This is a genomic window from Nostoc sp. (assembly GCF_036917575.1).
GTDB lineage: Bacteria > Cyanobacteriota > Cyanobacteriia > Cyanobacteriales > Nostocaceae > Nostoc.
The window spans coordinates 76,783-101,800 of record NZ_JBALDC010000076.1 but is presented as its reverse complement, the minus strand read 5'-3'; the positions used below and the strand labels follow the sequence as shown (position 1 = coordinate 101,800).

27 protein-coding genes and 4 pseudogenes are annotated in these 25,018 nt (G+C 39.8%); 21 read left to right on the top strand and 10 right to left on the bottom strand.

Annotated features, from left to right (window positions below; translation table 11 throughout):
- Window positions 1–10: 10 nt before the first annotated feature.
- Window positions 11–595 (bottom strand): annotated as a pseudogene (locus tag V7K79_RS23280) (dienelactone hydrolase family protein); the annotation flags it as partial.
- Between the two features lie 125 nt (window positions 596–720).
- Window positions 721–942, bottom strand: a pseudogene (locus V7K79_RS23275) (dienelactone hydrolase family protein); the annotation flags it as partial.
- Between the two features lie 284 nt (window positions 943–1,226).
- Here V7K79_RS23275 and V7K79_RS23270 point away from each other — a divergent pair.
- Window positions 1,227–1,766, top strand: a complete 540-nt coding sequence (locus V7K79_RS23270) for a DUF2267 domain-containing protein (RefSeq protein WP_335050848.1) — start codon at window positions 1,227–1,229, stop codon at window positions 1,764–1,766.
- Window positions 1,767–1,949: 183 nt separating this feature from the next.
- Window positions 1,950–2,552, top strand: coding sequence for a hypothetical protein (locus tag V7K79_RS23265; protein ID WP_335050846.1), 603 nt, complete (start codon window positions 1,950–1,952; stop codon window positions 2,550–2,552).
- 285 nt (window positions 2,553–2,837) lie between these two features.
- On the opposite strand, the gene V7K79_RS23260 is transcribed toward V7K79_RS23265, so the two are convergent.
- Window positions 2,838–3,116, bottom strand: a complete 279-nt coding sequence (locus tag V7K79_RS23260) for a TetR-like C-terminal domain-containing protein (RefSeq protein ID WP_335050844.1) — start codon at window positions 3,114–3,116, stop codon at window positions 2,838–2,840.
- A 173-nt stretch (window positions 3,117–3,289) separates the two neighbouring features.
- Window positions 3,290–4,625, bottom strand: a pseudogene (locus tag V7K79_RS23255) (site-specific integrase); the annotation flags it as partial.
- Window positions 4,626–4,797: 172 nt separating this feature from the next.
- Between V7K79_RS23255 and V7K79_RS30070 the strand changes: the two are divergent.
- The 12 genes and pseudogenes from V7K79_RS30070 to V7K79_RS23195 form a co-directional block, all read left to right on the top strand.
- Window positions 4,798–4,965 (top strand): annotated as a pseudogene (locus V7K79_RS30070) (nitrogenase molybdenum-iron protein alpha chain); the annotation flags it as partial.
- A 204-nt stretch (window positions 4,966–5,169) separates the two neighbouring features.
- On the top strand, window positions 5,170–6,705 hold the full coding sequence (nifK, locus tag V7K79_RS23245) for a nitrogenase molybdenum-iron protein subunit beta (RefSeq protein ID WP_335050841.1): 1,536 nt from the start codon (window positions 5,170–5,172) through the stop codon (window positions 6,703–6,705).
- Window positions 6,706–7,047: 342 nt separating this feature from the next.
- Window positions 7,048–7,395 carry a Mo-dependent nitrogenase C-terminal domain-containing protein gene (locus V7K79_RS23240; RefSeq protein WP_335050840.1) on the top strand — a complete coding sequence of 116 codons (348 nt, stop codon included), beginning with the start codon at window positions 7,048–7,050 and terminating at the stop codon, window positions 7,393–7,395.
- Between the two features lie 89 nt (window positions 7,396–7,484).
- Window positions 7,485–8,864, top strand: coding sequence for a nitrogenase iron-molybdenum cofactor biosynthesis protein NifE (nifE, locus tag V7K79_RS23235; RefSeq protein ID WP_335050839.1), 1,380 nt, complete (start codon window positions 7,485–7,487; stop codon window positions 8,862–8,864).
- Window positions 8,864–10,201 (top strand): nitrogenase iron-molybdenum cofactor biosynthesis protein NifN, encoded by a 1,338-nt coding sequence (gene nifN / locus V7K79_RS23230; protein WP_335050837.1) that lies wholly within the window; start codon window positions 8,864–8,866, stop codon window positions 10,199–10,201. Before nifE ends, nifN begins: the two co-directional genes overlap by 1 nt.
- Window positions 10,202–10,425: 224 nt before the next feature.
- A complete protein-coding gene (gene nifX, locus V7K79_RS23225; RefSeq protein WP_335050835.1) occupies window positions 10,426–10,839 on the top strand; it encodes a nitrogen fixation protein NifX in 414 nt (137 codons plus the stop codon).
- A complete protein-coding gene (locus tag V7K79_RS23220) occupies window positions 10,836–11,312 on the top strand; it encodes a NifX-associated nitrogen fixation protein (RefSeq protein WP_335050833.1) in 477 nt (158 codons plus the stop codon). The genes nifX and V7K79_RS23220 overlap by 4 nt, the downstream gene beginning before the upstream one ends.
- Before the next feature lie 209 nt (window positions 11,313–11,521).
- The gene (locus V7K79_RS23215; protein WP_335050831.1) at window positions 11,522–11,722 is read left to right on the top strand and encodes a CCE_0567 family metalloprotein; all 201 of its coding nucleotides are present in this window, start codon (window positions 11,522–11,524) and stop codon (window positions 11,720–11,722) included.
- The gene (nifW, locus tag V7K79_RS23210) at window positions 11,719–12,036 is read left to right on the top strand and encodes a nitrogenase-stabilizing/protective protein NifW (RefSeq protein ID WP_335050829.1); all 318 of its coding nucleotides are present in this window, start codon (window positions 11,719–11,721) and stop codon (window positions 12,034–12,036) included. The genes V7K79_RS23215 and nifW overlap by 4 nt, the downstream gene beginning before the upstream one ends.
- Window positions 12,037–12,046: 10 nt before the next feature.
- Window positions 12,047–12,853 carry a HesA/MoeB/ThiF family protein gene (locus tag V7K79_RS23205; protein WP_335050827.1) on the top strand — a complete coding sequence of 269 codons (807 nt, stop codon included), beginning with the start codon at window positions 12,047–12,049 and terminating at the stop codon, window positions 12,851–12,853.
- Window positions 12,854–12,946: 93 nt separating this feature from the next.
- Window positions 12,947–13,321: an iron-sulfur cluster assembly accessory protein gene (locus V7K79_RS23200; protein ID WP_335050825.1), complete on the top strand. Its 375-nt coding sequence runs from the start codon at window positions 12,947–12,949 to the stop codon at window positions 13,319–13,321.
- Between the two features lie 230 nt (window positions 13,322–13,551).
- Window positions 13,552–13,851, top strand: a complete 300-nt coding sequence (locus tag V7K79_RS23195) for a 2Fe-2S iron-sulfur cluster-binding protein (protein ID WP_335050823.1) — start codon at window positions 13,552–13,554, stop codon at window positions 13,849–13,851.
- A gap of 485 nt (window positions 13,852–14,336) precedes the next feature.
- On the opposite strand, the gene V7K79_RS23190 is transcribed toward V7K79_RS23195, so the two are convergent.
- Window positions 14,337–14,546 carry a TOBE domain-containing protein gene (locus V7K79_RS23190; protein ID WP_335050821.1) on the bottom strand — a complete coding sequence of 70 codons (210 nt, stop codon included), beginning with the start codon at window positions 14,544–14,546 and terminating at the stop codon, window positions 14,337–14,339.
- 301 nt (window positions 14,547–14,847) lie between these two features.
- Here V7K79_RS23190 and V7K79_RS23185 point away from each other — a divergent pair, with 301 nt between their 5' ends.
- The 5 genes from V7K79_RS23185 (at window position 14,848) to V7K79_RS23165 (ending at window position 19,375) form a co-directional block, all read left to right on the top strand.
- The gene (locus V7K79_RS23185) at window positions 14,848–15,729 is read left to right on the top strand and encodes an AAA family ATPase (protein WP_335050819.1); all 882 of its coding nucleotides are present in this window, start codon (window positions 14,848–14,850) and stop codon (window positions 15,727–15,729) included.
- 36 nt (window positions 15,730–15,765) lie between these two features.
- On the top strand, window positions 15,766–16,905 hold the full coding sequence (lysS, locus tag V7K79_RS23180; protein WP_335050817.1) for a homocitrate synthase: 1,140 nt from the start codon (window positions 15,766–15,768) through the stop codon (window positions 16,903–16,905).
- 339 nt (window positions 16,906–17,244) lie between these two features.
- A complete protein-coding gene (locus tag V7K79_RS23175) occupies window positions 17,245–17,733 on the top strand; it encodes an ankyrin repeat domain-containing protein (RefSeq protein ID WP_335050815.1) in 489 nt (162 codons plus the stop codon).
- A complete protein-coding gene (locus tag V7K79_RS23170; protein WP_335050813.1) occupies window positions 17,696–18,982 on the top strand; it encodes a nitroreductase family protein in 1,287 nt (428 codons plus the stop codon). The genes V7K79_RS23175 and V7K79_RS23170 overlap by 38 nt, the downstream gene beginning before the upstream one ends.
- A gap of 18 nt (window positions 18,983–19,000) precedes the next feature.
- Entirely contained in the window at window positions 19,001–19,375 is a 375-nt protein-coding gene (locus V7K79_RS23165) for a hypothetical protein (protein WP_335050811.1), read from the top strand.
- 25 nt (window positions 19,376–19,400) lie between these two features.
- Here the strand turns inward: V7K79_RS23165 and V7K79_RS23160 are convergent, their stop codons facing one another.
- From V7K79_RS23160 to V7K79_RS23150, 3 genes are all read right to left on the bottom strand, one after another.
- On the bottom strand, window positions 19,401–19,871 hold the full coding sequence (locus V7K79_RS23160) for a hydrogenase maturation protease (RefSeq protein ID WP_335050809.1): 471 nt from the start codon (window positions 19,869–19,871) through the stop codon (window positions 19,401–19,403).
- Window positions 19,872–20,058: 187 nt separating this feature from the next.
- On the bottom strand, window positions 20,059–20,481 hold the full coding sequence (locus V7K79_RS23155; protein ID WP_335050803.1) for a hypothetical protein: 423 nt from the start codon (window positions 20,479–20,481) through the stop codon (window positions 20,059–20,061).
- 265 nt (window positions 20,482–20,746) lie between these two features.
- Entirely contained in the window at window positions 20,747–20,914 is a 168-nt protein-coding gene (locus V7K79_RS23150) for a PIN domain-containing protein (RefSeq protein WP_335050904.1), read from the bottom strand.
- A gap of 276 nt (window positions 20,915–21,190) precedes the next feature.
- Between V7K79_RS23150 and V7K79_RS23145 the strand changes: the two genes are divergently transcribed.
- Window positions 21,191–21,733: a DUF262 domain-containing protein gene (locus V7K79_RS23145; protein WP_335050802.1), complete on the top strand. Its 543-nt coding sequence runs from the start codon at window positions 21,191–21,193 to the stop codon at window positions 21,731–21,733.
- Window positions 21,687–22,136, top strand: a complete 450-nt coding sequence (locus V7K79_RS23140) for a hypothetical protein (protein WP_335050800.1) — start codon at window positions 21,687–21,689, stop codon at window positions 22,134–22,136. The genes V7K79_RS23145 and V7K79_RS23140 overlap by 47 nt, the downstream gene beginning before the upstream one ends.
- An 88-nt stretch (window positions 22,137–22,224) precedes the next feature.
- Here V7K79_RS23140 and V7K79_RS23135 read toward each other — a convergent pair whose 3' ends face one another.
- Both V7K79_RS23135 and V7K79_RS23130 read right to left on the bottom strand, forming a co-directional pair.
- Entirely contained in the window at window positions 22,225–23,820 is a 1,596-nt protein-coding gene (locus V7K79_RS23135) for a nickel-dependent hydrogenase large subunit (RefSeq protein WP_335050798.1), read from the bottom strand.
- 94 nt (window positions 23,821–23,914) lie between these two features.
- Window positions 23,915–24,877, bottom strand: coding sequence for a hydrogenase small subunit (locus tag V7K79_RS23130; protein WP_335050796.1), 963 nt, complete (start codon window positions 24,875–24,877; stop codon window positions 23,915–23,917).
- Window positions 24,878–25,018 lie beyond the last annotated feature (141 nt).

Sequence of the window (25,018 nt, the reverse complement as noted above, 5' to 3'; positions counted from 1 at the left end):
ATATTTACGACTAGTCGGATCGCAAGTGATTTTGAAACAGTTCTAAAACGTGTTGCCAAGCATCAGGAGCCGCTTCTGGGTTATAACTTGGGTGCTGGGCTAAAAATGGGTATTGGTCTTTAAAGAATCCAGCAAAGAATCCGTGTCCGGCATCGTATCGAAATACACGATGATTTATTTGGTGTTTCTTTAATTCAGCTTCAATTTGCTGGTTTTCTTCCTGGGAAACTAATGCATCTCTTGTACCAAAAAATGTATAGATAGTACCTTTAATTTCAGAGGTGCGATTAATGGTTGGAGTGTCTTCACCATAACTAGCAGTGGTAATCCCGCCACCATAAAACGAAGCTGTGGCTTTGATATCCGGTAAAGTTGCAGCTATATAAGCAACATGACCACCAAAACAGAAACCAATGACACCGAGGGCATCATCTTTGACATTGGGTAAAGTTTTCAGGTAAATAATGGTAGCTTGAATATCACTGAATATCTCTTGATATTTTACTTGTTGATAATATTCCAAGCCCAGCCGATAGGCTTCTGGACTGTAGCCAACATCTTTTGGGCTAAAATCAGCCTCAAAACCGGGAGCAATAGACCTCTTGCAAAAGTAACTTTTGCAAGAGGCGGGAAAAGGGGAAAGGTTAAAGGGGAAAGGTTTTTTTTATTCCTTTTCCCTTTCCCCCTTACCCTTTTCCCTACTTCTGCAAGAAGTCCAATACGTTGATACATCGCCGGAGCGATCGCTACATAACCTTGTTTGGCGATTAGTTCGGTGATATCTCGAATATTACTATTGATTCCAAAAATTTCTGGAAAAACTATAACTGCGCCAAAGTTTGCCTTTTGTGATGGTTGAGCTAAGTAAGCATCGATTTCTAAGTCATTGTTAGATACTTTGACATAGCAAGTGTTAATTTCGATGTTTGTTGTTTCTAGCATCTTTGTTTGGACGGAATTTATACCAATTCATCTATTCTGACTGTTTTTTTACACCAATGGGCGATAACTACGACAGGCAGAAACACTAGAGTGTTACTCTGCTCAATAAAGGGAAATATACTTACCTCAAGTATGACTTTACTGCGATCGGTAGATCGGATGAATTTCTAACTTTTGAGTAGATGGTATCTCAAACTTCTGGAAGATCCCAAGGGTTTTTGATTTGTGCGACCTTACATAAAGTAAGCATAAAAACTCAAAACTAATAATTACAACAAAAAACAATGCCCGACGAAAGTTTTAGAACAAACGTTCCAGAAGTTGACCCAACGGAAATTGAAGATGATAGAGCTGCAATCGCCGACGAACATCGCTCCTTCCTGGAAAAAGTTCAGGTGAAAGGCGGATTTGCAGAGCCTTATGATGCCAGAGATTTTACCGAAGTTGTGTTTCGCGTGATGCGCGACGTGATGACCACAGAAGCCAGCGATCGCGTCGAGGCAGAACTGCATACAGAAGCTATACCTACTGACGAGAAAGCACTCCAGTTTGAAGTGTCCGATCTCTGGAAAGACACCAATCCAATTGTGGGATTTTTGAGCCGGGTTCGTCCACCATTCAAAGGCCCAGGTATCTTCAATATCGATTCTGATCGCTTCCTGTTCCGAGTTGCTAATGAAAGTGGAATGCCGCGATCAGTTGACCGAGAGCAAGCAGTTAAAGCAGTATTTTCTGCCACCAAAGACGAGCTTTCCGAAGAACGGATTCAGGAAATTGCTAGCTGGCTACCTGACTATGTACGTCAGCTTTGGGAACAAGCTTAATTAGAAAGCTAAAAAAGTCAAGCCTGTTTGTGAGTAGCGATCGCAAACAGGTTTTCTATATAATACGTTTACTGATTCACTGTTAATTACTCCACAAGCTTCACTATTTGGTTTACCATTGGGCGTGGTTTGCGGCGATAATCTGACTTGCGTATTCTAGCAGCCATCCCGTACTCATCACTTATGCCTTATAGTCAGTTTACAACTATCAGTAAAGTTAAAGAGACTTTTGGGTTAAAAACACAGGAAGGTGGGCGATTCATTCCTGCCACCGAACGCATTGAAGCATCTGCTACACTGAGAGCATATCTTGAAGAAAGTCTGCCACTAGCTTCTTCGTCAAGTGAAAAAGCTCGTTCCGAAGGAATAATTTACCCAGTATTATTAGAAGTTAGACGGATATTAAATCGCCAAATTAGCTTATTTTCTGGAGAAGATTTTACAGTCGATGAGGCAATTGGACTGAATGGAATGTGTGATTTTCTTTTGAGTCGTTCGCCAGAAGTACTAGAAATTGAAGCGCCTGCAATTGTCATTGTAGAAGCAAAAAAAGCAGATTTAAGAACTGGATTTGGACAATGTATTGCAGAAATGGTTGCAGCACAAAAATTCAACGCCGCCAAAAATCGTCCAGTTGCCGTAATCTATGGTTCTATTAGCAGTGGTACGCAATGGCGATTTTTGAAGCTGGAGGATAATCTTGTCACTATTGACTTGATCGATTATCCTCTTCCACCTGTAGAACAAATTCTCGAATTTTTTGTTTGGATGGTTAAAAACAGTTGATAGATGCGTTGCCGTTGGCGTAGCTTGTCGGAGGCATGGCATTGCAGTATGATATTACCTCACAAGCAAATCTGTGACAAAATAATATTTTCGTTTTTCTTTCTTGTACACTTATGGTTTAGCGCATCTTCATACAGAATTGGTATAACTAATTTTAAGTCTTCCAACTTACTCAATTCCATTGATCGCTTTTTGAATCAAAGTTTTTGCAAATGCTGCTGTTAAAGGTCTGTGCTTGAGCATTAAGCGATACCACATTGCACCATATAATGTGTCTATTACACATTATATGGTGCAATCTGACCGTAGCTCTCCTCGTTCTACTCCCCGCTCTAGAATTTTGAGAACTATCGCTTGACGACTAGCTATAAAGTTCTCATAAAAATTTTGTGCAAGTTGGTCATCGCTTTGAGCTTCAGACATAATGCCTGCCATCGCAGTTCCTGCAGGTGTAGTAGTCAATACTGTGAAAAGTTGGGCGAACAATCTTTCTAAGTCTGTCTGAACTGCTCCTGTATCTGGTATTAAAATTTCTCTAGCGGAATATGCGGTGTAAGCCTCCATCACAACCTCTGCCTTAGAAGCCCACCAACGGTAAATTGTTTTTTTACTTACTCCAGCCCTAACTCTTGAAAATAACTTTATAACAACTGAGTGGCTGGCAAAAGCCACTAACTATAGTTTTTCATCATAAATCATAGTAACTTATATAAAATTGGTATGATTTATCAGTAAATTCAACTTTGTTTATAAACCATTTCCATTTTCAACTTTTCAATCTCTAATCTCAAGTTATCATTCTCCATCCTCAACTTAGTATTCTCCTCTCTAATCAACTCAACTTCATTTCTCTTACTCAACGCCTGATTAATTGCCAACTTCCGCATATCTAGCGAAAACCAACGCTGATAAGTTTGCGTATGAACTTGCACACTATGCCCCAAATTATCTGCTGCCGCTTTAATTGGTATTCCCAAAATATGCGCCCGAATTGCCCAAGCGTGACGTAAATCATAAGGTTTAAAATCCAATCCTATCTTGCGAAACCACCAACTGACTCGCTGTGTTAACGCTGTTATCTCAGCATGATTGGTGTTATCTTTTTTAGCGATAGCACTTCTCAACATCTCTAAATATTTAGGATTTCTCAAATCAAAATCCTCAATCCATTCCTTATATAATGGCAATGTTTCTCTCTCACCAGTCTTACAATCCTTATGAACTTTCCATGTCAAATCTGTATTTTCTTGACTCAACCACCAATCAATATCAGGAATAATAAAAAGTTCTCTTGGACGTAAACCAAAAACTGCTAACATTCCATACGTCCAACGCCAAAGTTGCCAGCTATCTTGAAGATTTTGATTAACTTGATTACCTCTACTATTAAGATAATCTTCAAATTTGATAATTCCCTCAAATATTTCTGCATCACTCGGTATATTTCGAGAATTATTCTCTGGAATTTTGGAATATTTAGATAAATCAATTTCGATGTTGAATGTCACACAAAATGATGATATGGCTCTAGCTGCATTATACTTAGCCCATTCCTTATCAATTTGTTCAATTGAATAGAGTAGATTTTCAGCAGTTGCTAAATCTTGAGAATTTGTAAATCTCTTGGTGCGCGAAAAGTAATAAAAAAAAGTATGCTCGCTTTTAGTTGTACGTTTATGACTTTTAAAATACTCAGTTTCAAATTCTTTGAGTAATTCTCCTATTGTTTTAAATCCTTTTCTAATTGCTTCATTTCCTAAATATTTATCATTCCATTCAAAAGTCTTACGAGCAATTAACTTTCCTAATTCATAAGCTTCTTCCTCAGCCGTCTTGAGTCCATCCAAATTAGCCGGAATATTCAAACTGAGATTGTATTGCTTTCTCCCAGTACCATTGTTATCTTTGTCTTCCGGTTTAATTGGTAACGTTGCCCGTAATTGCAGACTTCCATTCGATTCTCTAACTGTCACCTTTACCTTTGCAGACTTCAAACGCAGATTAACCTTCTCTAATTCCAGTAGTACTTTCGTTTTCATCGTGCGTTCTTTGTTGCAGTGATTGCAGAGATGAACAGAAACATCGGCTCAGAACAACATTTAGATGATGCGTGAGTCCTGAACCTGATTATGCATCGCTGTGTTTTTAGCCTATATTTAGCCTAAAAATAAATGTGTTCTTGGCGAACAATGTTTATCTCTGACACTGTTTACTGCAAACATTAGACTATTGAAAAGAATTAAACCACAAAAAGGATTACTCCGGCCCTTATCACGGTTATGACGGCTTCGCCATCTTCGCTCGTGATATGGACTTGGCACTCAACAGCCCAACTTGGTCATTAATTGGCGCTCCTTGGAATGAAAAAGCTCAGGCTAAGAAGGCTGAAGCTAAGGCTAAGGCTGCCGTCTAGGGAAATGGAAGAGAGCGATAAGTAAGGATAACCTGGGGCTAAAACCCCAAGGGGGAGTTGGGAATCCAAAGTTCAAAACTGAAAAATTAAAATTTCTTTTGATTTTTGCATTTTGAATTTTGAATCATATTCCCATCTCCCATCCCCGCCTCAAATCCTTATTCCTCAATCAGTAAAGAATTCAGTAAGCTTGGAGATCCAGAAATGCCTCAGAATCCAGAAAAAATTCAAGACCACGTAGAGTTATTCCACCAACCAGAGTACAAACAGCTATTTGAAAACAAAAAGCAGTTTGAAAACGGTCACGAAACCGAAGAAGTACAACGGGTTGCAGAGTGGACAAAAGGTTGGGATTATCGTGAAAAGAACTTCGCTCGTGAAGCTTTAACCGTTAACCCCGCTAAAGGTTGTCAACCATTAGGAGCAATCTTTGCTGCTGTTGGTTTTGAAGGCACTCTACCTTTTGTTCAAGGTTCTCAAGGTTGCGTTGCTTACTTCCGCACCCACTTAACCCGTCACTACAAAGAACCATTCTCTGGTGTATCTTCTTCAATGACTGAAGATGCAGCCGTGTTTGGTGGTCTGCAAAACATGATTGACGGCTTGGCGAACTCTTACCAACTCTACAAGCCCAAGATGATCGCTGTCTGCACCACCTGTATGGCAGAAGTAATTGGTGATGACTTACAGTCTTTCATCAACAACGCCAAGGAAGCTGGTTCAGTTCCTCAAAATTTCCCAGTACCCTACGCTCACACCCCTAGCTTTGTTGGCTCCCACATCACTGGTTACGACAACATGATGAAGGGAATTCTTTCTAACTTGACCGCAGGTCATAAGAAAGAAACCAGCAATGGTAAAATCAACTTCATCCCAGGTTTTGACACCTACGTAGGCAACAACCGCGAAATCAAGCGGATTGCTTCTTTGTTCGGCTTTGACTACACCATTCTAGCCGACAACAGCGACTACCTGGATTCACCAAACACAGGTGAGTTCAATATGTATCCAGGTGGTACAAAGATAGAAGATGCAGAAGATTCAATTAATGCTAAAGCTACAATTGCTCTGCAATCACACTCCACCCTCAAAACCCGCGAGTACATCGAAAAAGAGTGGAAGCAACCAACCGCAGTTTGCCGTCCTTGGGGTATTAAGGGTACTGACGAGTTCTTGATGAAACTCAGCGAACTGAGTGGTATCCCCATTCCCGAACAATTGGAAATTGAACGCGGTCAGGCAGTTGATGCCATGACTGACTCCCACTCATGGATTCACGGCAAGCGCTTCGCTATCTACGGCGAACCAGATTTAGTATACAGCGTAGTTGGCTTTATGCTAGAAATGGGTGCTGAACCTGTGCATATCTTGGTTCACAACACCAACGACGTATTTGAAGCAGAAATGAAAGAACTGCTTGCTTCTAGCCCCTTTGGTAGGAATGCAACTGTTTGGGGTGGTAAAGACCTGTGGCACATGCGTTCTCTAATGTTCACCGAACCAGTAGACTTCCTGATTGGTAACACCTACGGTAAGTACCTGTGGCGCGATACCAAGACTCCCCTGGTGAGAATCGGCTACCCCATCATGGATCGCCACCACCTACACCGCTACTCCACCATTGGTTATCAAGGTCTAATCAACTTGCTTAACTGGGTTGTAAATACTCTGTTTGAAGAAATCGATCGCAACACCAACATTCCTTCTAAGACAGATATTTCCTACGATTTGATTCGTTAGAAATTGCGTAGAAACACAGGTAACTAGGGACTAGGGACTGGGGACTGGGGACTAGTAGTCTGCCAACCCAAAGATGCGCTTTTTCGGGCTGGGGAAAGGGGAAAGGGAACTGGGTTTGGGATTTAAAACCTTTCCCCCTGCCCCTTATCCCCAGAGGGGGCCCCACCTTCCCCCTTACCCAATAAAGAGCTTTCGTCACGAAAGCGAACTACTAGGGACTGGGAACTGGAGACTGGGAATTAAGAAATAATTTTCCCAATACCCAATACCAAATACCAAATACCCAGTACCCAGTACCCAATACCCAGTACCCAATTTAGCATTTACCCAAGGTATCTATAAATGGAAACCATCAATCACACTCACGAACACACTCACACTCATCCTCATCCTAATTACCATCCACCTAACCATAAAAGACCAGGGTGGTTCAACAATCTTCTTAATCCGTTGCGCCGTGTGGTGGATGGAATTCAGGTTAAAAATAATCGCATCGCTCATCTAATTTGCCAAACAATTCCTTGTTGTTGTCCCTTTGAGCGACAAATTAAATTATTTGGGAAGTGTATTGATATCCCACCACTATGTAAACTCAATCCTTTATATGACGAATTTGTAGGATTGCGTTTTCGGTCTTTATCTTACCTCACTGATGTATGTGGAGAGGATGTCACAAAATACATTTGTTAGTCATTGGTCATTGGTCATTAGTCATTAGTTGTTAGTTATCCAAATGACAAATGACAAAGGACAATTAACAATTAAGTACGAGAAGAGAGATGAAAATCACCCAAGGTAAAATCAACGAACTGCTGACTGAGACAGGATGCGAACATAATCAGCACAAACAAACAGAAAAGAAAAACAAGTCATGCGCTCAACAGGCACAACCTGGCGCGGCTCAAGGGGGCTGCGCTTTTGATGGTGCAATGATTTCCCTAGTGCCGATCGCAGATGCTGCTCATTTAGTTCACGGGCCGATAGCCTGTGCTGGTAATTCCTGGGGTAGTCGTGGTAGTTTGTCGTCTGGCCCTCAACTCTACAAAATGGGCTTTACCACTGACTTGGGTGAAAATGATGTCATCTTCGGTGGCGAAAAGAAACTCTACAAAGCAATTCTGGAACTTCACGAGCGTTACCAACCAGCAGCAGTATTCGTCTACGCCACATGTGTTACAGCCTTAATTGGTGATGATATCGATGCTGTCTGTAAAGCTGCGGCCCAAAAAATTGGTACTCCTGTTGTTCCGGTCATTGCCCCAGGATTCATTGGCAGTAAAAATCTCGGCAACCGTTTTGGCGGTGAATCTTTGTTGGAATATGTTGTCGGCACAGCAGAACCGGAACATACAACGCCTTATGATATTAACTTAATCGGTGAATACAATATCGCCGGGGAAATGTGGGGAGTAACACCACTGTTAGAAAAATTAGGCATCCGTATTTTGTCTAAAATTACGGGCGATGCTCGCTACAATGAAATTCGCTACGCCCACCGCGCCAAGCTCAACGTCATGATCTGCTCACGAGCGTTGCTCAATATGGCGAGAAAGATGGAGGAGCGTTACAACATCCCTTACATTGAAGAGTCTTTCTACGGCATCGATGATATGAATCGCTGTCTGCGAAACATCGCTGCAAAATTAGGCGACGCTAATTTACAGGAGCGGACAGAAAAGCTGATTGCAGAAGAAACGGCTGCTTTAGATTTGGCACTGGCTCCTTATCGCGCTCGACTTAAAGGTAAGCGAGTTGTATTGTATACAGGTGGTGTCAAAAGTTGGTCGATTATTTCGGCGGCTAGAGACTTGGGCATTGAAGTTGTTGCTACCAGTACTCGCAAAAGTACTGAAGAAGATAAAGCCAAAATTAAGAAGTTGCTCGGCAACGATGGCATTATGTTAGAGAAGGGCAACGCTAAGGAATTGCTACAAGTGGTTGAAAACACCAAAGCAGATATGCTAATTGCTGGTGGTCGTAACCAATACACCGCTTTGAAAGCTCGAATTCCTTTCCTTGATATCAACCAAGAACGCCACCATCCTTATGCAGGTTATGTGGGAATGATTGAGATGGCGCGGGAACTGTACGAAGCTCTGTATAGCCCGATTTGGGACCAAATACGTAAACCCGCTCCTTGGGACGAGGAGGAAGTTTAATGGCGATCGTTACCGTTTCTAACAAAGCACTGACAGTTAATCCCCTCAAGCAAAGTCAAGCTTTGGGTGCAACCTTAGCCTTTCTGGGATTGAAAGGGACAATGCCTTTATTCCACGGTGCTCAAGGTTGTACTGCTTTCGCCAAAGTTGTCCTGGTGCGGCATTTCCGGGAAGCGATTCCCCTAGCTACCACAGCGATGACGGAAGTAACTACTATTTTGGGTGGTGAAGAGAATGTGGAACAAGCAATTCTGACTCTGGTGGAAAAGGCTAAGCCAGAAATTATTGGTTTATGTACTACTGGGTTGACTGAAACTAGAGGAGATGACATTGAGGGTTTTCTGAAAGAAATCCGCGATCGCCACCCCGAATTGAATGATTTAGCGATCGTTTTTGCACCTACCCCAGATTTTAAAGGAGCGTTGCAAGATGGTTTTGCCGTTGCTGTTGAAAGCATAGTCAAAGAAATTCCTTGCGCGGGTGGAATTAGAACTGAACAAGTCACAATTTTGGCGGGTTCTGCTTTCACACCAGGGGATGTACAGGAAATCAAAGAGATAGTCACATCCTTTGGATTAGTGCCGATAGTTGTACCCGATCTTGGCGCTTCCTTAGATGGACACTTAGAGGATAGTTATAGTGCGGTTACAGTCAGTGGGACTACCTTAAAACAGCTAAGAGAAGTAGGTAATTCTGCTTTTACCCTGGCATTGGGTGAAAGTATGCGGGAAGCTGCAAAGATTCTCGAAGAACGCTTTAGTACACCTTATGAGGTGTTTGGCCAACTGACGGGATTAGAACCAGTAGATGAATTTATCCAAGCATTGGCGTTTCTGAGCGGTAACAGTGTACCTGAAAAATACCGCCGCCAACGCCGTCAGTTGCAAGATGCAATGCTGGATACCCACTTTTACTTCGGTGCAAAACGAGTTTCTCTAGCGCTAGAACCAGATTTGCTGTGGTCAACAGTGCATTTTCTGCAATCAATGGGAGCGCAGATTCATGCGGCGGTGACAACCACGCGATCGCACTTACTAGAAAAACTCCCAGTAAAAAGTATCACCATCGGCGATTTAGAAGACTTTGAGAGTCTAGCAGGCGGTTCTGATTTGCTGATTGGTAACTCGAATGTCGCTGCGATCGCTAAACGGCTTTCAATTCCTCTTTATCGTCTGGGATTGCCTATCTATGATCGTTTAGGTAATGGTCAATTTACCAAAGTTGGCTATCGAGGCACGATGGAACTTGTGTTTGGTATCGGCAACCTGTTTTTAGAGGCAGAAGAAGCAAGAGTTAAGCAGTTCCAAGAGTTGGGAATTGTGAGCGCAGAGTTTTGAGTTCTTCTTCAAGAATTCAGGAATCAGAATTTAGAATACTTTCGTTCTTTGTGTCTATGCGCCTTTGCGGTTCGTTTCTCATATACTTTGGCGCATCTCCAAACAGAATTGGTAGAAATATGCAGATTTAATTCTGCCAGTCGAACTCTAATTACTCCTAAATTCTGACTTCTGAATTCCTTCTGATCAATTCAAAACTCAAAACTTTAGAGAGGAGAATTACGATGAAAATAGCCTTCACGACAAGTGACCGAGTTCATATTAATGCTCACTTCGGATGGGCAAAAATGATTGATGTTTACGAAATTTCTGATGAGGGATATCACTTCGTAGAAACCCTTAATTTTGAAGGCGAACTCAAAGAAGATGGGAATGAAGACAAAATCACCCCAAAACTTGAGTCAATAGGCGACTGTACGATTGTTTACGTAACAGCAATTGGTGGTAGCGCTGCCGCTCGTTTAATCAAGAAAGGTGTCACCCCAGTGAAGGCGCGATCGGAAGAAGAAGAAATTACCGAAGTACTAAATAAGCTAGTGAAAACCCTCAAAGGGAATCCTCCACCTTGGTTGCGTAAAGCTTTACAGCAAAAACCCACAAATTTTGCCGATGAAGTTGAAGATGAGGCAACAGTATGACCGCAAATAATAGTGTTAACGGAACCGCTACAACTGAAGTCTTGAACTCACCTTTTCTGAAGGTATTAATCAAACAAATCCGTGGTCAAGACAGTTATGGAGTTTATCGTAATTGGTCGGATGAATTGATTCTTAAACCCTTTCTTGTCACCAAACAGAAAAAACGGGAAATTTCTATTGAAGGCGAAGTCGATCCGATAACTCAAGCACGGATTATGGCATTTTTTCGAGCTGTCGCGGCTGGGATTGAAGAAGAAACAGGTTTGATATCCCAAGTTGTAATTGATTTGAGCCATGAAGGATTTGGCTGGGCGCTAGTTTTTTCTGGTCGTCTTTTACTAGCTGTAAAAACCTTACGAGATGCTCATCGCTTTGGCTTCGACTCGCTTGATAAATTGGCAGAAGAGGGAGAAAACTACGTCAAAAAAGGTCTTGATTTGGCGAAGCGCTTTCCTGAAGTTGGCAAAATTTAATTGGTCATTAGTAAAAGATAAATGACTAATCACAAAGCGCAAAGTCGAGCCATTCGCACAGGAAGGGTTTCCCGACTTGGGCGTTAGCGATAGCGAAGCGTTAGCGAGTCATCGAGCGTCAGCGGTAGCGACGCAGGAGCGTCACTGGCGTTGAGCGGAGGTTTCCTCCAATCAGAACTTTGTAAGAGAGGACAAAAGACGAAGGACAAATGACAATTGAGGAATTACAAGGGCAAATCAAACGCCTCAACAGCAAAGCAGGTCAAATGAAAATGGATCTGCATGATTTAGCTGAAGGTCTGCCAACAGATTACACACAACTTATGGATGTTGCAGCTGCAACTTATGAAATCTATCGCCAGTTAGATGAACTTAAGCAACATCTAAAACAATTGGAGAATGCTAAATGAGTGGAAATATTGATGAGTTCAAGAAACTCGTAGATGCGGAAGAATTTTTTCAATTCTTTAATATGTCCTACGATTTGGAAGTTGTGAATGTAAATCGTCTACATATTCTGAAGAAGTTTTCTCAATACATCCAGGAAATTGATGATAATTCTCCTGACTTGAGTCAAGAAGAGAAATTAAATCAATATTCTTTGGCTTTGCAAAAAGCTTATCAGGTATTTATCGAATCAACACCCCACGAACAAAAGCTGTTCAAAGTGTTTAACGACAAGCCGAAAAATGTAGTCACACTGACAGAAATCACTTCTGATTAGGAGGTATAAATTGGTTAACCTGACGCCTACCGAATTAGAACGCTATCGTCGCCAAATGATGCTTCCAAATTTTGGCGAAACAGCACAGAAGCGCCTGAAGTCAGCGACAGTTCTGGTTACGGGTGTGGGGGGATTAGGTGGTACGGCGGCGCTTTACCTAGCAGTAGCAGGCGTTGGGCGGCTAATCTTAGTTCGGGGTGGTGACTTGCGACAAGATGATATGAATCGTCAGGTTCTCATGAGCGATGATTGGGTAGGTAAGCCAAGGGTATTCAAAGCTAAAGAAACTCTGGATGCGATTAATCCTGATGTCCAAGTGGAAGCTGTTCATGACTACATCACCCCGGAAAATGTAGATTCGTTAGTGCAATCTGCTGATATGGCTCTTGATTGCGCCCACAATTTTACAGAGCGCAATTTGTTAAATGAAGCCTGTGTGCGATCGCGTAAGCCAATGGTAGAAGCCGCAATGAATGGGATGGAGGCTTACCTAACAACGATTATTCCTGGTGTGACTCCTTGTTTGTCCTGTCTGTTCCCAGAAAAGCCTGATTGGGATCAGCGCGGCTTTTCAGTTTTAGGCGCTGTTTCTGGGACACTAGCTTGTCTAACAGCTTTGGAAGCTATCAAGCTGATCACTGGGTTTAGTCAGCCTCTATTGTCGCAATTGCTGACAATCGACTTGAATCGGATGGAATTTGCTAAACGCCGTTCTCACCGCGATCGCTCTTGTCCAGTATGCGGTAATAATGCCCCTTGGAGACACGCTCAATCCAATTCGATGGAAGCTACAGGTATTGCACAAAATAGTCATTAGTCATTGGTTATTGGTCATTAGTAAATAACAACTGACAAAGGACAACCCACATCTGAAATCAGAACAACTAATCGCTACAAATCAGGAGACCTGATGACCGTTACTTTATCAGAAAAAGCAGAATTTCATCTGGAGGCATTGCTCCAAGGTTCCGCACCCAACGCTAATGGCGCAACTAAAGGTATCCGCATTTCAGTAAAAAATGGTGGTTGCAATGGCCATGAATATGCAATGGATATCACCAGCAAGCCCCAACCAGATGATTTGGTAAGCCAGCAAGGCAAAGTCCTGGTTTACATCGATGCCAAAAGTGCGTCGTTATTAGAAGGAATTGTAGTTGACTTCGTTGAGGGAGTGATGGAAAGCGGTTTTAAGTTCAGCAACCCCAATGCAACTGATAAATGCGGTGGTTGTGGAAAGTCCCTCAAAGGAGGCGACGGTAAGTCTACTGGTGTATCTTGCAAATAACATCATTCCGTTAGCGCCAAGTCAATTGTAGAGCCTTTGCATAGACGCACTCCGCGCAGTTTTTTATAGATGCTTGAGGTAGCTTCTAGTTCGCGTTGCATCCTTACTCCTATAGAGAAGCCGACTAAGCGTAGCATTTCCATAAGTAGAAGGGAAGCAAAAAGTAGGATAGGTTGTTCAAAAACTTCGGATATTACACCAACTGTATAACGTTTGAGGAGAATCGGTAAATGGCTTCCTATCAAGTTAGATTAATCAACAAAAAAGAAGACATCGACACCATAATTGAAGTTGACGAAGAAACCACCATCTTAGAAGCAGCAGAAGAGAATGGTATTGAGTTGCCCTTTTCTTGTCATGCAGGCTCTTGCTCTAGCTGTGTTGGCAAGGTTGTCGAAGGTGAAGTTAATCAAGACGATCAAAACTTTTTAGATGACGAGCAAGTTTCAAAAGGATATGCTTTACTTTGTGTAACTTATCCTCGTTCTAATTGCACAATTAAAACACATCAAGAAGCATATTTGGTCTAAAATCTTACTTTGGTTGCTGCCTTTTGCAACTAAATAAAAGATGAAGGATGAAGGATGAAAATATACTTCCTTCTTCCTTTTAAATTAGAAATTTAAAATTAAAACTTTTATCTGCTTTAATATAACTGAATGTTAATTAAAATTATTAAAGCCGAAAGAGTGAGTAGTTGTCATCTTTTCTAAAAGTCAAAATTAAAAAATATTGAAGAAGTTTAAATTGATACTAGTAAACTAAATCATTTTAAAATAATACTTTTCATTATTGATTATCAATATTTATAATACAGCTTTTATCTAATGTTTAAAAATTACTTTAGCTCTTTTTATTTGTATTATAGATAACAAGATTAACTAATTATTCTTAAAAATAGCAAAAATAATAAAAGTAAAACTAGATTTTTATTTAACTTTCAATTATTAAAAACTTAAAGATAATTTTTGATATGAAAAATAGAGTGGCTTGCAAAGGAAGCCAACTCTATTTTTTAATCAATAGCAACTATTACATCTGATGATTTAATCACAGCATAAGCTTGTTTTCCTTCTGAAAGTCCCAGTTTTTCTGCTGAGGATTTTGTAATGATTGACACTAGCTCTACTCCTGGCGCTAGTTCTAAAATTACCTCAGTATTAATTGAACCATGTAATACTTTTTTGACAGTACCCTTAAAAGAATTACGAGCGCTAATTTCCATTTTTTTACTTTGCAGATTTTAACTATTTATACTTTAGTAACTTCTGTTTTTAAAACTGGCTTTCTTTAAGATATCTTAATAATTTTGAAATTATCTGATTTACTTAACGGTGATAGCTCTACTTGATAACATTACAAAAATGCGTGATTATTCCCTGTAAAAAGTAGGATAAAACAATTTTAAGAAATAATTTTGATGGATATTATTATCAATTTAATAGAACTAACTATTTATGTATAAACACTGATGCCATAGGGTATTTTCGTACTTATAATAACTTGGCTAAAAAGAGGTTTATATTGTGCAGTATCAAGTTAATACAACAAGACAAAATCTATATTTTGAAAACTTAAGTTTAGGTATAGGCGTAGGATTTCCTGTCCCTAAAGGCTGGTTGCCAATCACAAGTTTTCCTTTATTAATCATAGTGGGTATGACTGGCGTGGGAAAAAGCACAATTACAAAAGCTTTAGCTGAAGAAGGCTTGAATTTCACACTTTTACCTAATCGTCGTGTTTTAACCGAACGCATAATAATTGCGCCGATGTTAAAAATGCAAGAGAAACTTATGCAACCCCATTGCCGGATTAATCGCCTAACTTATACTCGCCTTTATCGAGAATACTTCCCTGGTGGAATGGGTCACATTTTAGCTTCGCTACACGTCAATCCACAACAAGTAAATTCTATGTTAATTTTCGATAGTTTGCGTGGTGAAAATGAGATTCGCTATGCAGCTAATGCTTTAAAAAATGCTAAATTTGTAATGTTGACTGCACCAAATACAGTGCGTTTAGAAAGGCTTCTAAAACGTCATGATTCTTTTGACCGAATTGCTAATCAAGAGTTATACGATTATATGCAAATTATCCCAGATTTACCGACCAATTTTGCTAGTTTGGGCGTACCAGAGGCTTCTACTTATTTTACTTCTAAAGAAGAACAACAAATCTTAGAACTTATAAGTCAACAAGTTGTTACAGGTGTTGAATTACGGGAAAAACTAAAAATATTTGTCGAAGAGAGTCAGAACTATGATTCGGTTTCGACAAAACAGATTTTAGAGGCGATGGATACGAGCGATCGCTCTCTTATAATTGATACTATAGTCAGTCCTCAAGAATCTGCTAAAGCAATTATTTCTCAATTATGCAAATATAATGATATTAAAACTAATAAATAAACATAATTAGTAACAATTAGCACAAAGGGACTGTCAATGTCGCTATCTAAATTTGCAATTGTAGAAAGCACTCTCCGTGAAGGCGAACAATTTGTCAAAGCCAATTTTTCTTCAGATGATAAAGTCGAAATTGCTGAGGCCCTTGCTGCATTTGGAGTGGAATATATAGAGTTAACGTCACCAATTGCTTCACCTCAATCTAGACAAGACTGTGAACGATTGGCTCACTTAGGCTTGCCATCCAAAATATTAACTCACATTCGCTGCCACTTAGAAGATGCTAAAGTTGCCTTAGCGACAGGCGTCGCTGGGATTAATTTAACCATCGGTAGTTCTTCTTTGATGCGTAAGTTCAGTCATGGTAAAAATATTAATCAAATTATTGATTTAGCATCTGAAGTTTTAACTTTTATTCATCAGCAAGCTCCTGATATTGAGTTACGATTTTCTGCTGAGGATTCATCACGCACTTCCACAGATGATTTAATCACAATTTACTCAGAAATTGAAAAGTTAGGAGTTGTAAAACGCATCGGAATTGCTGATACAGTAGGAATTATTACGCCGATGCAAGTATTTGAATTAGTGAAGACTTTGCGTCAGTTCACCAATTTAGATATTGAGTTTCACGGTCATAATGATACAGAATGTGCAAATGCTAACAGTTATACAGCACTGGAAGCAGGAGCAACTCATATTGACACTTGTGTTCTGGGTATTGGTGAACGTAATGGTATTACTTCGTTAGCTGGATTCATCGCTAGATTATATGCTACAAATCCAGAGCAGATTAAGTCTAAATATCGCTTAGAGCGACTCGGTTACTTGCATGAATTAGTTGCGAGAAAAGTTGGAATTTCTATTCCTTTTAACCACTGTGTTTTTGGAGAGAATGCTTTTAGTCATAAAGCTGGCATTCATACTAAGGCTATGCTTAATAACTCGGAGACTTATGAAGCTATTAATCCCCGGAGTTTTGGTGTAACCCGCTCAATTTTAATCAATCATAAATTGGCTGGAAAACAAGCAGTTAATCATCGAGCTAATGAATTAGGACTTTCATTTAATTTATCCCAGCTTAAAGATATTACTTACAGATTGAAAACTTTAGCTGATAAACAAAATCTTACTATTGAAGATGTAGACAATATTTTATATTCTTATCATTGCCAGTAAATTTAAAAATATACACACTTATTGCTTAGATTTCCGACTTCTTGAACAAATCGGGGATTTAAATTCACCTTAATGACATATCTGCTACTAATCTGTATTATCAAATAAAACTGTAATCATTACTGCTTATTTATTATTTTTCAAGCTTTTTGAAGATAAATATCGGGCTATCTTTATAAATGATTTATAATTTAAATTTATAATATTGATAGCATATATGTAAGTTTAAATAATTTAGATAACATTTTTTAAATAATGGTGGGCATTGCTCACCATTATATTTGTCAAGCAAATTTATATTAGTAAATTACCAGAAATAAAGTTAACTAAGGAACACTGATGAATCGAACCAATAGTCAAAATTTGAGTGAAGTAACAACCCAATGGCTAATAGCAAAAGGCTATAATCCTAGTGATTTAAATCAGCCGGGTGAAAATGGCGACACAGCGTTGATGAAAGCGACAAGAGAAAGAGTTTATACAGTTGTTCAAGAACTAATTGATGCAGGTGCGGATATCAATGCTCGGAATAGCGATTGCAACAATGCTCTGTGGTTCGCTTGTTTTGGTAATCACTACGATTTAATTAACTTACTTTTGTCTGCCAACATTAATATTAATAACCAAAATGATAATGGCGCAACTGTTTTAATGTATGCAGCATCAGCCGGAAAGACAGAAGTCGTCAAGTTACTTTTACAACATCGTCCTAATTTATATTTAAAAAACTTAGACGATTATAAAGCGATAGATTTTGCTAGTAACGTAGAAGTCTTAAGGATAATTAAAAATGCCATCAAGTCAGATATCGGGCAAAGCCTATCATGACGCTACCAAGCATTCTTACTTATCGGTACAACTTGATCCAAATTATGTAGATGCTTCAACACAGCCATCTTCATTTAAAGTTTATCCCAAGTTTTATCGAAGAGTGAAATTAAATCTCAATAATCCTGTTCATGCTTTTATCTCATTAACCAGTGCGATAACCCTAGAAAAAGTATATAAAGATGGCCCATTAAAACTACGAGTGAATCCATCAGCAGGCGCTCTGTATCCTACAGAAGTTTACGTACAGGTTCGTGGTATTGAGGGAATAGTAAATGGAATATACCATCTAGAAGTTGAGAATAATTGTCTAACTCTCATCTATGAATTAATTGATGATGGGTTAGAGAGTTATATTATACCGGGTAAAAGTATCAACGGATTCATCTTTTTAATTAGTTGTGTTTATTATAGGTCTAGCTGGAAATATCAAAACAGGAGCATAAGATATTGCTTCTTAGATAGCGGACATCATTTAGGTGCTATCGCGGCTTCAGCTTATCTCCATAAAAAAGATATACAACTAGTTTTTGACTTTGATAAACTTGCGCTCAATTCAGATTTGGGATTTGAAAACAAAGAGTTTATCACTGCTTGTGCGGTGTCAGGAGAAATACAAGACAAGAAAATCAGACATTTAAGGCTAAAAGTTCCTTTTGTCTGTGGTACTGATTATTTTGAATCCAATCAATTTCTTGAAGATGCATATCAAGCAACTGCTTTACAAAAGAGTCGCCAGCAGAAATTAGAGTATCCTCAATTTGATTTGGAGCGGGATAAATTTTACCAAACTGTTTGGGATAGACGTTCTATTAGACGTTTCCGGAAAGAGTCTATTTCTCAAGAAGATTATTTATATGTAGTGCAACACCTTCAGCAGCCAATACCGACAGAAAATTATGAGGAAATAGAAATTTACTCAGTGGTGCATCGAGTCGAAGGAATGATACCTGGGTTATATAGAGGTACACATCTGGTTAAAACGGGTAATTTCAGTGAAAAGACAGGTTACTTATGTATTAATCAGGCTATTGCTAGAGATGGCGCTGTAACTTTATTTTTTGTGTCAGATTATTTAAATTATCAAACTGCTATGCAAATAGCTGGTTTTCTTGGACAGAGACTTTATTTGACTAGTAATTATTTGGGAATTCAGTGTAGTGGTATTGGTGCGTATTATGATGACGAAACCCAAGAATTATTAGAAACAAATAAAGATGTACTTTATGGAATGGTGATTGGAATATAAACAGGAAACTAAAGAGAGATGGCTAGAAAGATGTATTATTTAAATAGTGATGATTCACATCCTATACAACCGACATCTGCGGATATTATACTGCGGCAACAACTAGAGGATTCTATTAGCAGATATTTTTATGATGCGTGCGATCGCATGATTCAAAATCTTCTATCTAATTGTCGGTGGTATGTCACAACCCATGCCAATGCTCTAACATTGGTAATTGAATGTCCCGATACAGTTACTAATTGGCGTATTTTGCAACAAATCGTGCCAATGGGAACATTACTGTATGGAATTATCAGCAGTGCCAAAATCCGTGTTTGTCCGCCAGAAATTCAAGGTATACCTTTTGAAATGAGGGTAGATGAACTTTCTGTTTATCGAGATTGGGCTTAAGAAAAGAGTCGGGATCTAGAAGTTTTTACTCGTTATTCTGGTTGATAAGTGCAGCTACCTCTTCAAAAACCAAATCAGCAGAATGTTTGATAGCAGGACTTAGCTCCAGTCCCAAACTAAGATTTGCCGCCTCAATTAAATAAACTGTCACCTCATCAGGAAAGTCATTTTGAAAGATTTTCCGTCCGGCGGCTAAAGCATTATCCCAACGAAAATCGTGCAAATTATAACTAGGTTCTGGCAAAGCTTCTAGTTCTTTTCCTGGAACTTTAAATACAGTACCCGGTTCTGAACCTGTTGAACTTGCATCAATAATTACTAATTCTTTACTACCTCTAGCTTGAAACATTACTTCCATCCCTGCGGTGCCACAGTCATATACTCGCACATGAGGATGAGGGTTTTCAGCTAGATATTTCTGTAAGCGTTGGGCAATGATTACGCCTACTGCATCATCACTGCGATTGAGATTGCCACAACCGATAATAGTTAGCATGAGATGAGATTTAATTGTTTAAGCAGTTGCAAATTCAGTTAAGGCGCGATTAAAAGATGGAGCGATCGCAATTCAATAATCAACGCTAAGTAAAGTTTCTAAATTAGGCAATCAGTAGTGACTAAAACAGAGGCTCTGACTAATAATATAGACAAAGCCTCTGAAAAACTAAATTCTCAGCATGAATCTAGAACTGTACACCATGTTGCTTGGCAATTTCAGTAAGTTTATCATACTGATCTTGCGATACTTTAGTTAATATCTCTTCAGCCTGTTCTTTAGTACTTCCCTCTTTAGGAATTAAGTACTTGATATAAAGAGACACAAAATCTGCTGCGATCGCTAAACCAGATAAAGCGTGTTTGTCAGCTTCCTTACCAGCGATCGCTGCTACCAAACCTGCTTTAATTGGGTCTGGTTTAACTTTCATGAACTGCTCGACAAGTTTCGGAACGTAGTCTGCTGGTGGCAAATTATCTAACTTACTTCTATCAGGAGTAAAGTTACATTCTGCGGCTTGAGCCTGCTCTATAACACACCATTCTATGTATTCTTGCAATGCTGCATCGGGAACGCGAGGGAGATAATTATGTAGCGCTAAATCAGACACAAGCTTACCGTGTAAATTGCTGTTTTATGCAAATGCATTAACGCAAGCCTAACCCACTATTTCTATAAGTTTTAGTGTGTTACGCTACGAGTTTTGAATATGAGGCATTGGGAATAGGGCATTGGAAATAGGTTATTTCTCCCTCATTTTCCTCACTGCTCACTCCCTGGTTAAAATAGTTGATGGTGCAATGTCTCCAACGGGCTACGCCTACGCATTTTTGTCTAATAAGTTTTAAGATGGTGAGGTCTTACGATTTGGCTGCTCAAAGTAGGGAAATGTCGTACTGATTAAACATTGAATCAGCACTCACAAGCGTCATATCTTCTATCTGAGCCTGTGCAATCAACATTCTCTCAAAAGGATCTCGGTGATGCAAAGGCAATGCAGCCGCTTGTAAAGCATGAGCAGCTGTAATCTCTAGCGAGCGCATTGCCAACACCGTCATCCCACTAGAAATATAACTGTCTAGGGGATCTATTAGTGGTAACTTTCCAATCGCAACTTTTATCCCTATTTCTCAAATACTGGCAACTGAGAACCACAATTCATTTGTTTCATCGGCAATATGGGCGATCGCTTTTCGTCAACACTTGCTTTAACTGATCAAACAATTAGATACTAATTTTTTTCTTTACTTTGCTGACATAGTTGATTGCAAAGGCTATGATGAAGCGGCCAAAATAAAAAATTTATCTAGGAGTGCGATTTGAAACTACCAGAACCTCAAACAAAAACATTTTCAACTTTGGTAGGAGAAATTGAAAATGGTCAAATTAAAATTCCCCAATTTCAAAGAGAATTTGTTTGGACAATCCATAAATCTGCTGCTCTTATTGACAGCATTATTAAAGGTTATCCCATTGGCACATTCATTTTTTGGCGCACTAATGAACGTCTTCGCTCAGTGAAAAACATTGGTAAGTTAGATTTACCAGAACCAAAGCCAGGTGAGTTTGTTGATTACGTTTTAGATGGACAGCAGCGATTAACTAGCTTATTTGCTAGTCTGCAAGGCGTTATTTTAACCAGAGAAGACGGAAGAAAAGATAATTTTTCACAAATATTCATCGATTTAGAAGCTCAAGACTCTGAGCAAATCGTCATTACTGATATTGCGGGTAAAGATGAAAAAAGTTTGATCAGTATTCTCAATTTACTCAAAGGGAGTTTTTTGCTTTTAGCAGCATATCCTCAGAACTATCATGACAAAATTCAAGCTTATAAAAATAGGATTGAAAGCTATCAGTAACTATTGGCTAAAACAAGCAAATAGCAAAAATTATCATCACTTTTTCCCAAAAGCGCATTTAAAAAAACAGGATTACTTAGATTGGTACATCAACCATATTCTAAACATCACCATAGTAGACGACTTTTTGAACAAAAGAGAAATTAAGGCAAATGCGCCTTCAAAGTACATGGCTGAATTTCAAGCAAGAAATCATGACTTAGGGACTAGTATGAAAACTCATTTAATAGAAAATTTAGATACTTTTGGTATTTGGAATGATGATTATGAGCAGTTTTTATCTGAAAGAGCAAAAGTTGTAAGTCGAGAAATTTCCAAAAGAATCATTAAGCAAGAAATAGACAAAAAAGGACAATCGAATTTAGTTGATGATTTGGAAGAAGAGTTAACAACTATCAAGTAAATACTACTATCTAAAAGTAAGATAGAGGTACGATAGAAAATTCTTTGCGTACCTCTGCGCTTACCTTCGCGCCACTTTGCGTTTAAACTTAAGCAGTCCGAAAACGCGCCAACTCTTCACCCGTCTTCGCATCATGGGCGTGGACTGTACACACCAAACAAGAATCAAACGATCGCGCCACATGACCAACTTCCACCGGGTCGCTAGAATCGTAAATAGGTGTGCCAATTAAAGCTTCTTCAATGGGCCCGCGCATTCCATCACCGTCACGAGGGCCGATATTCCAAGTACCAGGCGCAATAACTTGGTAATTCTTAATCTTACCGCCCTCCACTTCTACCCAATGAGATAAGGAACCCCGCGCTGCTTCCGTTGCACCCCAACCACGACCATCTTTTTCAGTGGGTTTGATATACCAGGGGTCGTTTAACTTGAATTCGCGTAAACAGTGTTCAGCTTGACGATATAACTTGACAAGTTCGTGAACTCGTGCTAGCTGACGCACATGAATACTAGCACCACCCATTCGTTTGAAGACATCGAGGATAAAGGGGTCATAGTGCTGCCAAGATTCGCCATGTTTGCCACCTGCGACTAATTGACGCGCTAAGGGGCCAGTTTCCAAACGTCCGAAGTCTTTGTGCAGGACGGCACTCGACCAAGAGTAGGCGTTATCTAAGTCTTTTGTATTGATTGCAGTGGGTTTAGTGGTGCGATCGCTAGGATGAATATCTTCTGTCCCTTCATCGTACCAGGAGTGAGTTGTATTCTCGCGGGTAAATGACTGATCCATTAAGGTGTGAGTGTGTGTGAAGCTGTCGTACACTCCACTTTTCATAATCATCGCCGCATTTCGTCCTTCGATAGTCGGCTTTTGGTATTTATCTTCATGGGCTAAATATCCCCAAGTGACATATTTACCAACACCAGCGCCATATCTATCTAGACCGATATCTAAACCCATCCGCCAATAAAAACCTAAGTCGGAATCTCGATGATTTCGGCTTTCATCTAACCAGTCTCTAAAGTCGTCATAAGTCTCGATTTGTTCATAGCGTTCTAAAGAACAACCTAACCACACTGGTTCTAACCAATTGGTGCGGAAATATTCTAGAATTGCCCAAGCGCGGGTGATGTCTGTTAAAGTAGGGGCGCACATCACGCCACCGGGAACCATGTAGCTAGAATGGGGCCATTGTCCGCCCAATAGTGCATAAATTTCTACGGGTTTAGCGGAAATTGTGATGCCTAATTCGTAAGATTTGCCTGTGAAAGCAGCAAAACGTCTGGTAGCTTCCTCATAATAGCGACTATTGCGGTATTTTTTATTGGTTAAATCAACGGCAAACAATCCATAAAAATAGCGGGGGATACTTTGAATTGTCTCGACAATTTGACCGAGATTTCTGGCTAAAATTGCATTGCGAGGAACTTCTGTTTCCCAAGCTGTATCTAATGCCCAAGATGCACAAGTTAGATGAGAACCGCCGCAAATACCGCAAATGCGAGGTGTGACAATTAATCCGGCTTGGGGGTCTTTACCGCGTAAGATAACTTCAAATCCGCGAAATAGTTCAGCGTGTGTCCAGGCGTTGACTACACGTCCATGTTCAATATCAACTCGAACATCTAAATCGCCCTCAACTCTACCAACAGGCGATATGTCTAATGATTGAATTGTCATTTGTTATTTGTCCTTTGTCATTTGTCACTGGTCATTTATCATTGGTCATTTGTCATTGGTTTTTCACAAATGACAAAATACTAATGACTAATGACTAAACTGTAAAAAAGTCTTCTTCTGCCCAAGATGGTGCTGCATCTTTGGCGACCATTGTGAGTAAAGCGTATTCTTTTTTGTTCACTCCTGGCGGTAATTCTTTGGGAACTCCCATTACTGTTTGGGTTTTGAATACAGTTCCTGGTTTGAGGTCAAAGAAGGGAAATTCTGGTTCTGTGCAACCTAAACAAGGCATTCCGGCGCGAGTTTTGGATGAGACGCGGTTCCATAAGATGCGGTTGCAAGAGGAATGAGTCATGGGGCCGCGACAACCCAAGTCATAGAATAGGCAGCCTTTACGCTGACCAAATTCGGCGGTTGAGGCTTTGTAAGCAAAGTGGACGTTGCGGGTACAACCTGTTTGGGTATATGTGTTGAAGAAGGTTTGGGGACGATTTAGTTCATCCAAAGCAATGTCTGCTATGCGTCCAGTAGCGATCGCAACTAATATCTGCGTAATCCAGTCGGGATGGGCGGGACATCCAGGTATATTAATTACAGGTAATCCGGTTAGTGATACGAAGTCTTTGCCTAATAAACCGCCTTCTTGACGTTTGAGAAATTGCAAACCTTCCGATTCGCTGGGGTTGGGTGACATGGCGGGAATTCCTCCCCAAGTGGCACAGTCTCCTACAGCTACGATAAAATGAGCAACTTTCGCCAGGTCTAGTAACCAATCTTTCATGGTGCGATCGGCAAACCGATTCCATTCACCAGTGCCATTGGGGGCATTAACAACACTGCCTTCAAACACCAAGATATCTAAAGGAATTTTGCCAGAAATGCAATCCCACAGCAGTGTTTGCAAGTTTTTGCCTATTTCCAATCCCAAGGATGGATGCCAAAGTACCTTGATGCCAAAATCAGCAATTAAATCGCAGACTGTCGGTTCTTCAGCGTTGAGGAATGACATGGTGTTGCCTGAACAAGCACCACCTTGTAGCCATAATACGTTAGTCATCGGCTAGATATTTTTGTATTGTTCCCATGCATGAGCTAGGTGATAATGCTTGTAAAGTCTCACCTGTTTATCAATATTTATTTATCAATGGTAAGATATTTTTTATCTAATTTACTTTTATGAAAAAAGAATTAATCATTA

Coding starts and splice junctions, on each gene's coding strand:
- V7K79_RS23150 (WP_335050904.1), bottom strand. CDS start 20,914: ATGCGCTCGCTAGAGATTACAGCTGCTCATGCTTTACAAGCGGCTGCA.
- V7K79_RS23220 (WP_335050833.1), top strand. CDS start 10,836: ATGACCGCAAATAATAGTGTTAACGGAACCGCTACAACTGAAGTCTTG.
- V7K79_RS23165 (WP_335050811.1), top strand. CDS start 19,001: ATGGCTAGAAAGATGTATTATTTAAATAGTGATGATTCACATCCTATA.
- V7K79_RS23135 (WP_335050798.1), bottom strand. CDS start 23,820: ATGACAATTCAATCATTAGACATATCGCCTGTTGGTAGAGTTGAGGGC.
- V7K79_RS23190 (WP_335050821.1), bottom strand. CDS start 14,546: ATGGAAATTAGCGCTCGTAATTCTTTTAAGGGTACTGTCAAAAAAGTA.
- nifN (WP_335050837.1), top strand. CDS start 8,864: ATGGCGATCGTTACCGTTTCTAACAAAGCACTGACAGTTAATCCCCTC.
- V7K79_RS23260 (WP_335050844.1), bottom strand. CDS start 3,116: ATGGAGGCTTACACCGCATATTCCGCTAGAGAAATTTTAATACCAGAT.
- V7K79_RS23240 (WP_335050840.1), top strand. CDS start 7,048: ATGGAAACCATCAATCACACTCACGAACACACTCACACTCATCCTCAT.
- nifE (WP_335050839.1), top strand. CDS start 7,485: ATGAAAATCACCCAAGGTAAAATCAACGAACTGCTGACTGAGACAGGA.
- nifX (WP_335050835.1), top strand. CDS start 10,426: ATGAAAATAGCCTTCACGACAAGTGACCGAGTTCATATTAATGCTCAC.
- lysS (WP_335050817.1), top strand. CDS start 15,766: ATGTCGCTATCTAAATTTGCAATTGTAGAAAGCACTCTCCGTGAAGGC.
- V7K79_RS23265 (WP_335050846.1), top strand. CDS start 1,950: ATGCCTTATAGTCAGTTTACAACTATCAGTAAAGTTAAAGAGACTTTT.
- V7K79_RS23200 (WP_335050825.1), top strand. CDS start 12,947: ATGACCGTTACTTTATCAGAAAAAGCAGAATTTCATCTGGAGGCATTG.
- V7K79_RS23130 (WP_335050796.1), bottom strand. CDS start 24,877: ATGACTAACGTATTATGGCTACAAGGTGGTGCTTGTTCAGGCAACACC.
- V7K79_RS23215 (WP_335050831.1), top strand. CDS start 11,522: ATGACAATTGAGGAATTACAAGGGCAAATCAAACGCCTCAACAGCAAA.
- V7K79_RS23160 (WP_335050809.1), bottom strand. CDS start 19,871: ATGCTAACTATTATCGGTTGTGGCAATCTCAATCGCAGTGATGATGCA.
- V7K79_RS23170 (WP_335050813.1), top strand. CDS start 17,696: ATGCCATCAAGTCAGATATCGGGCAAAGCCTATCATGACGCTACCAAG.
- V7K79_RS23175 (WP_335050815.1), top strand. CDS start 17,245: ATGAATCGAACCAATAGTCAAAATTTGAGTGAAGTAACAACCCAATGG.
- V7K79_RS23270 (WP_335050848.1), top strand. CDS start 1,227: ATGCCCGACGAAAGTTTTAGAACAAACGTTCCAGAAGTTGACCCAACG.
- V7K79_RS23140 (WP_335050800.1), top strand. CDS start 21,687: ATGACAAAATTCAAGCTTATAAAAATAGGATTGAAAGCTATCAGTAAC.
- nifW (WP_335050829.1), top strand. CDS start 11,719: ATGAGTGGAAATATTGATGAGTTCAAGAAACTCGTAGATGCGGAAGAA.
- V7K79_RS23195 (WP_335050823.1), top strand. CDS start 13,552: ATGGCTTCCTATCAAGTTAGATTAATCAACAAAAAAGAAGACATCGAC.
- nifK (WP_335050841.1), top strand. CDS start 5,170: ATGCCTCAGAATCCAGAAAAAATTCAAGACCACGTAGAGTTATTCCAC.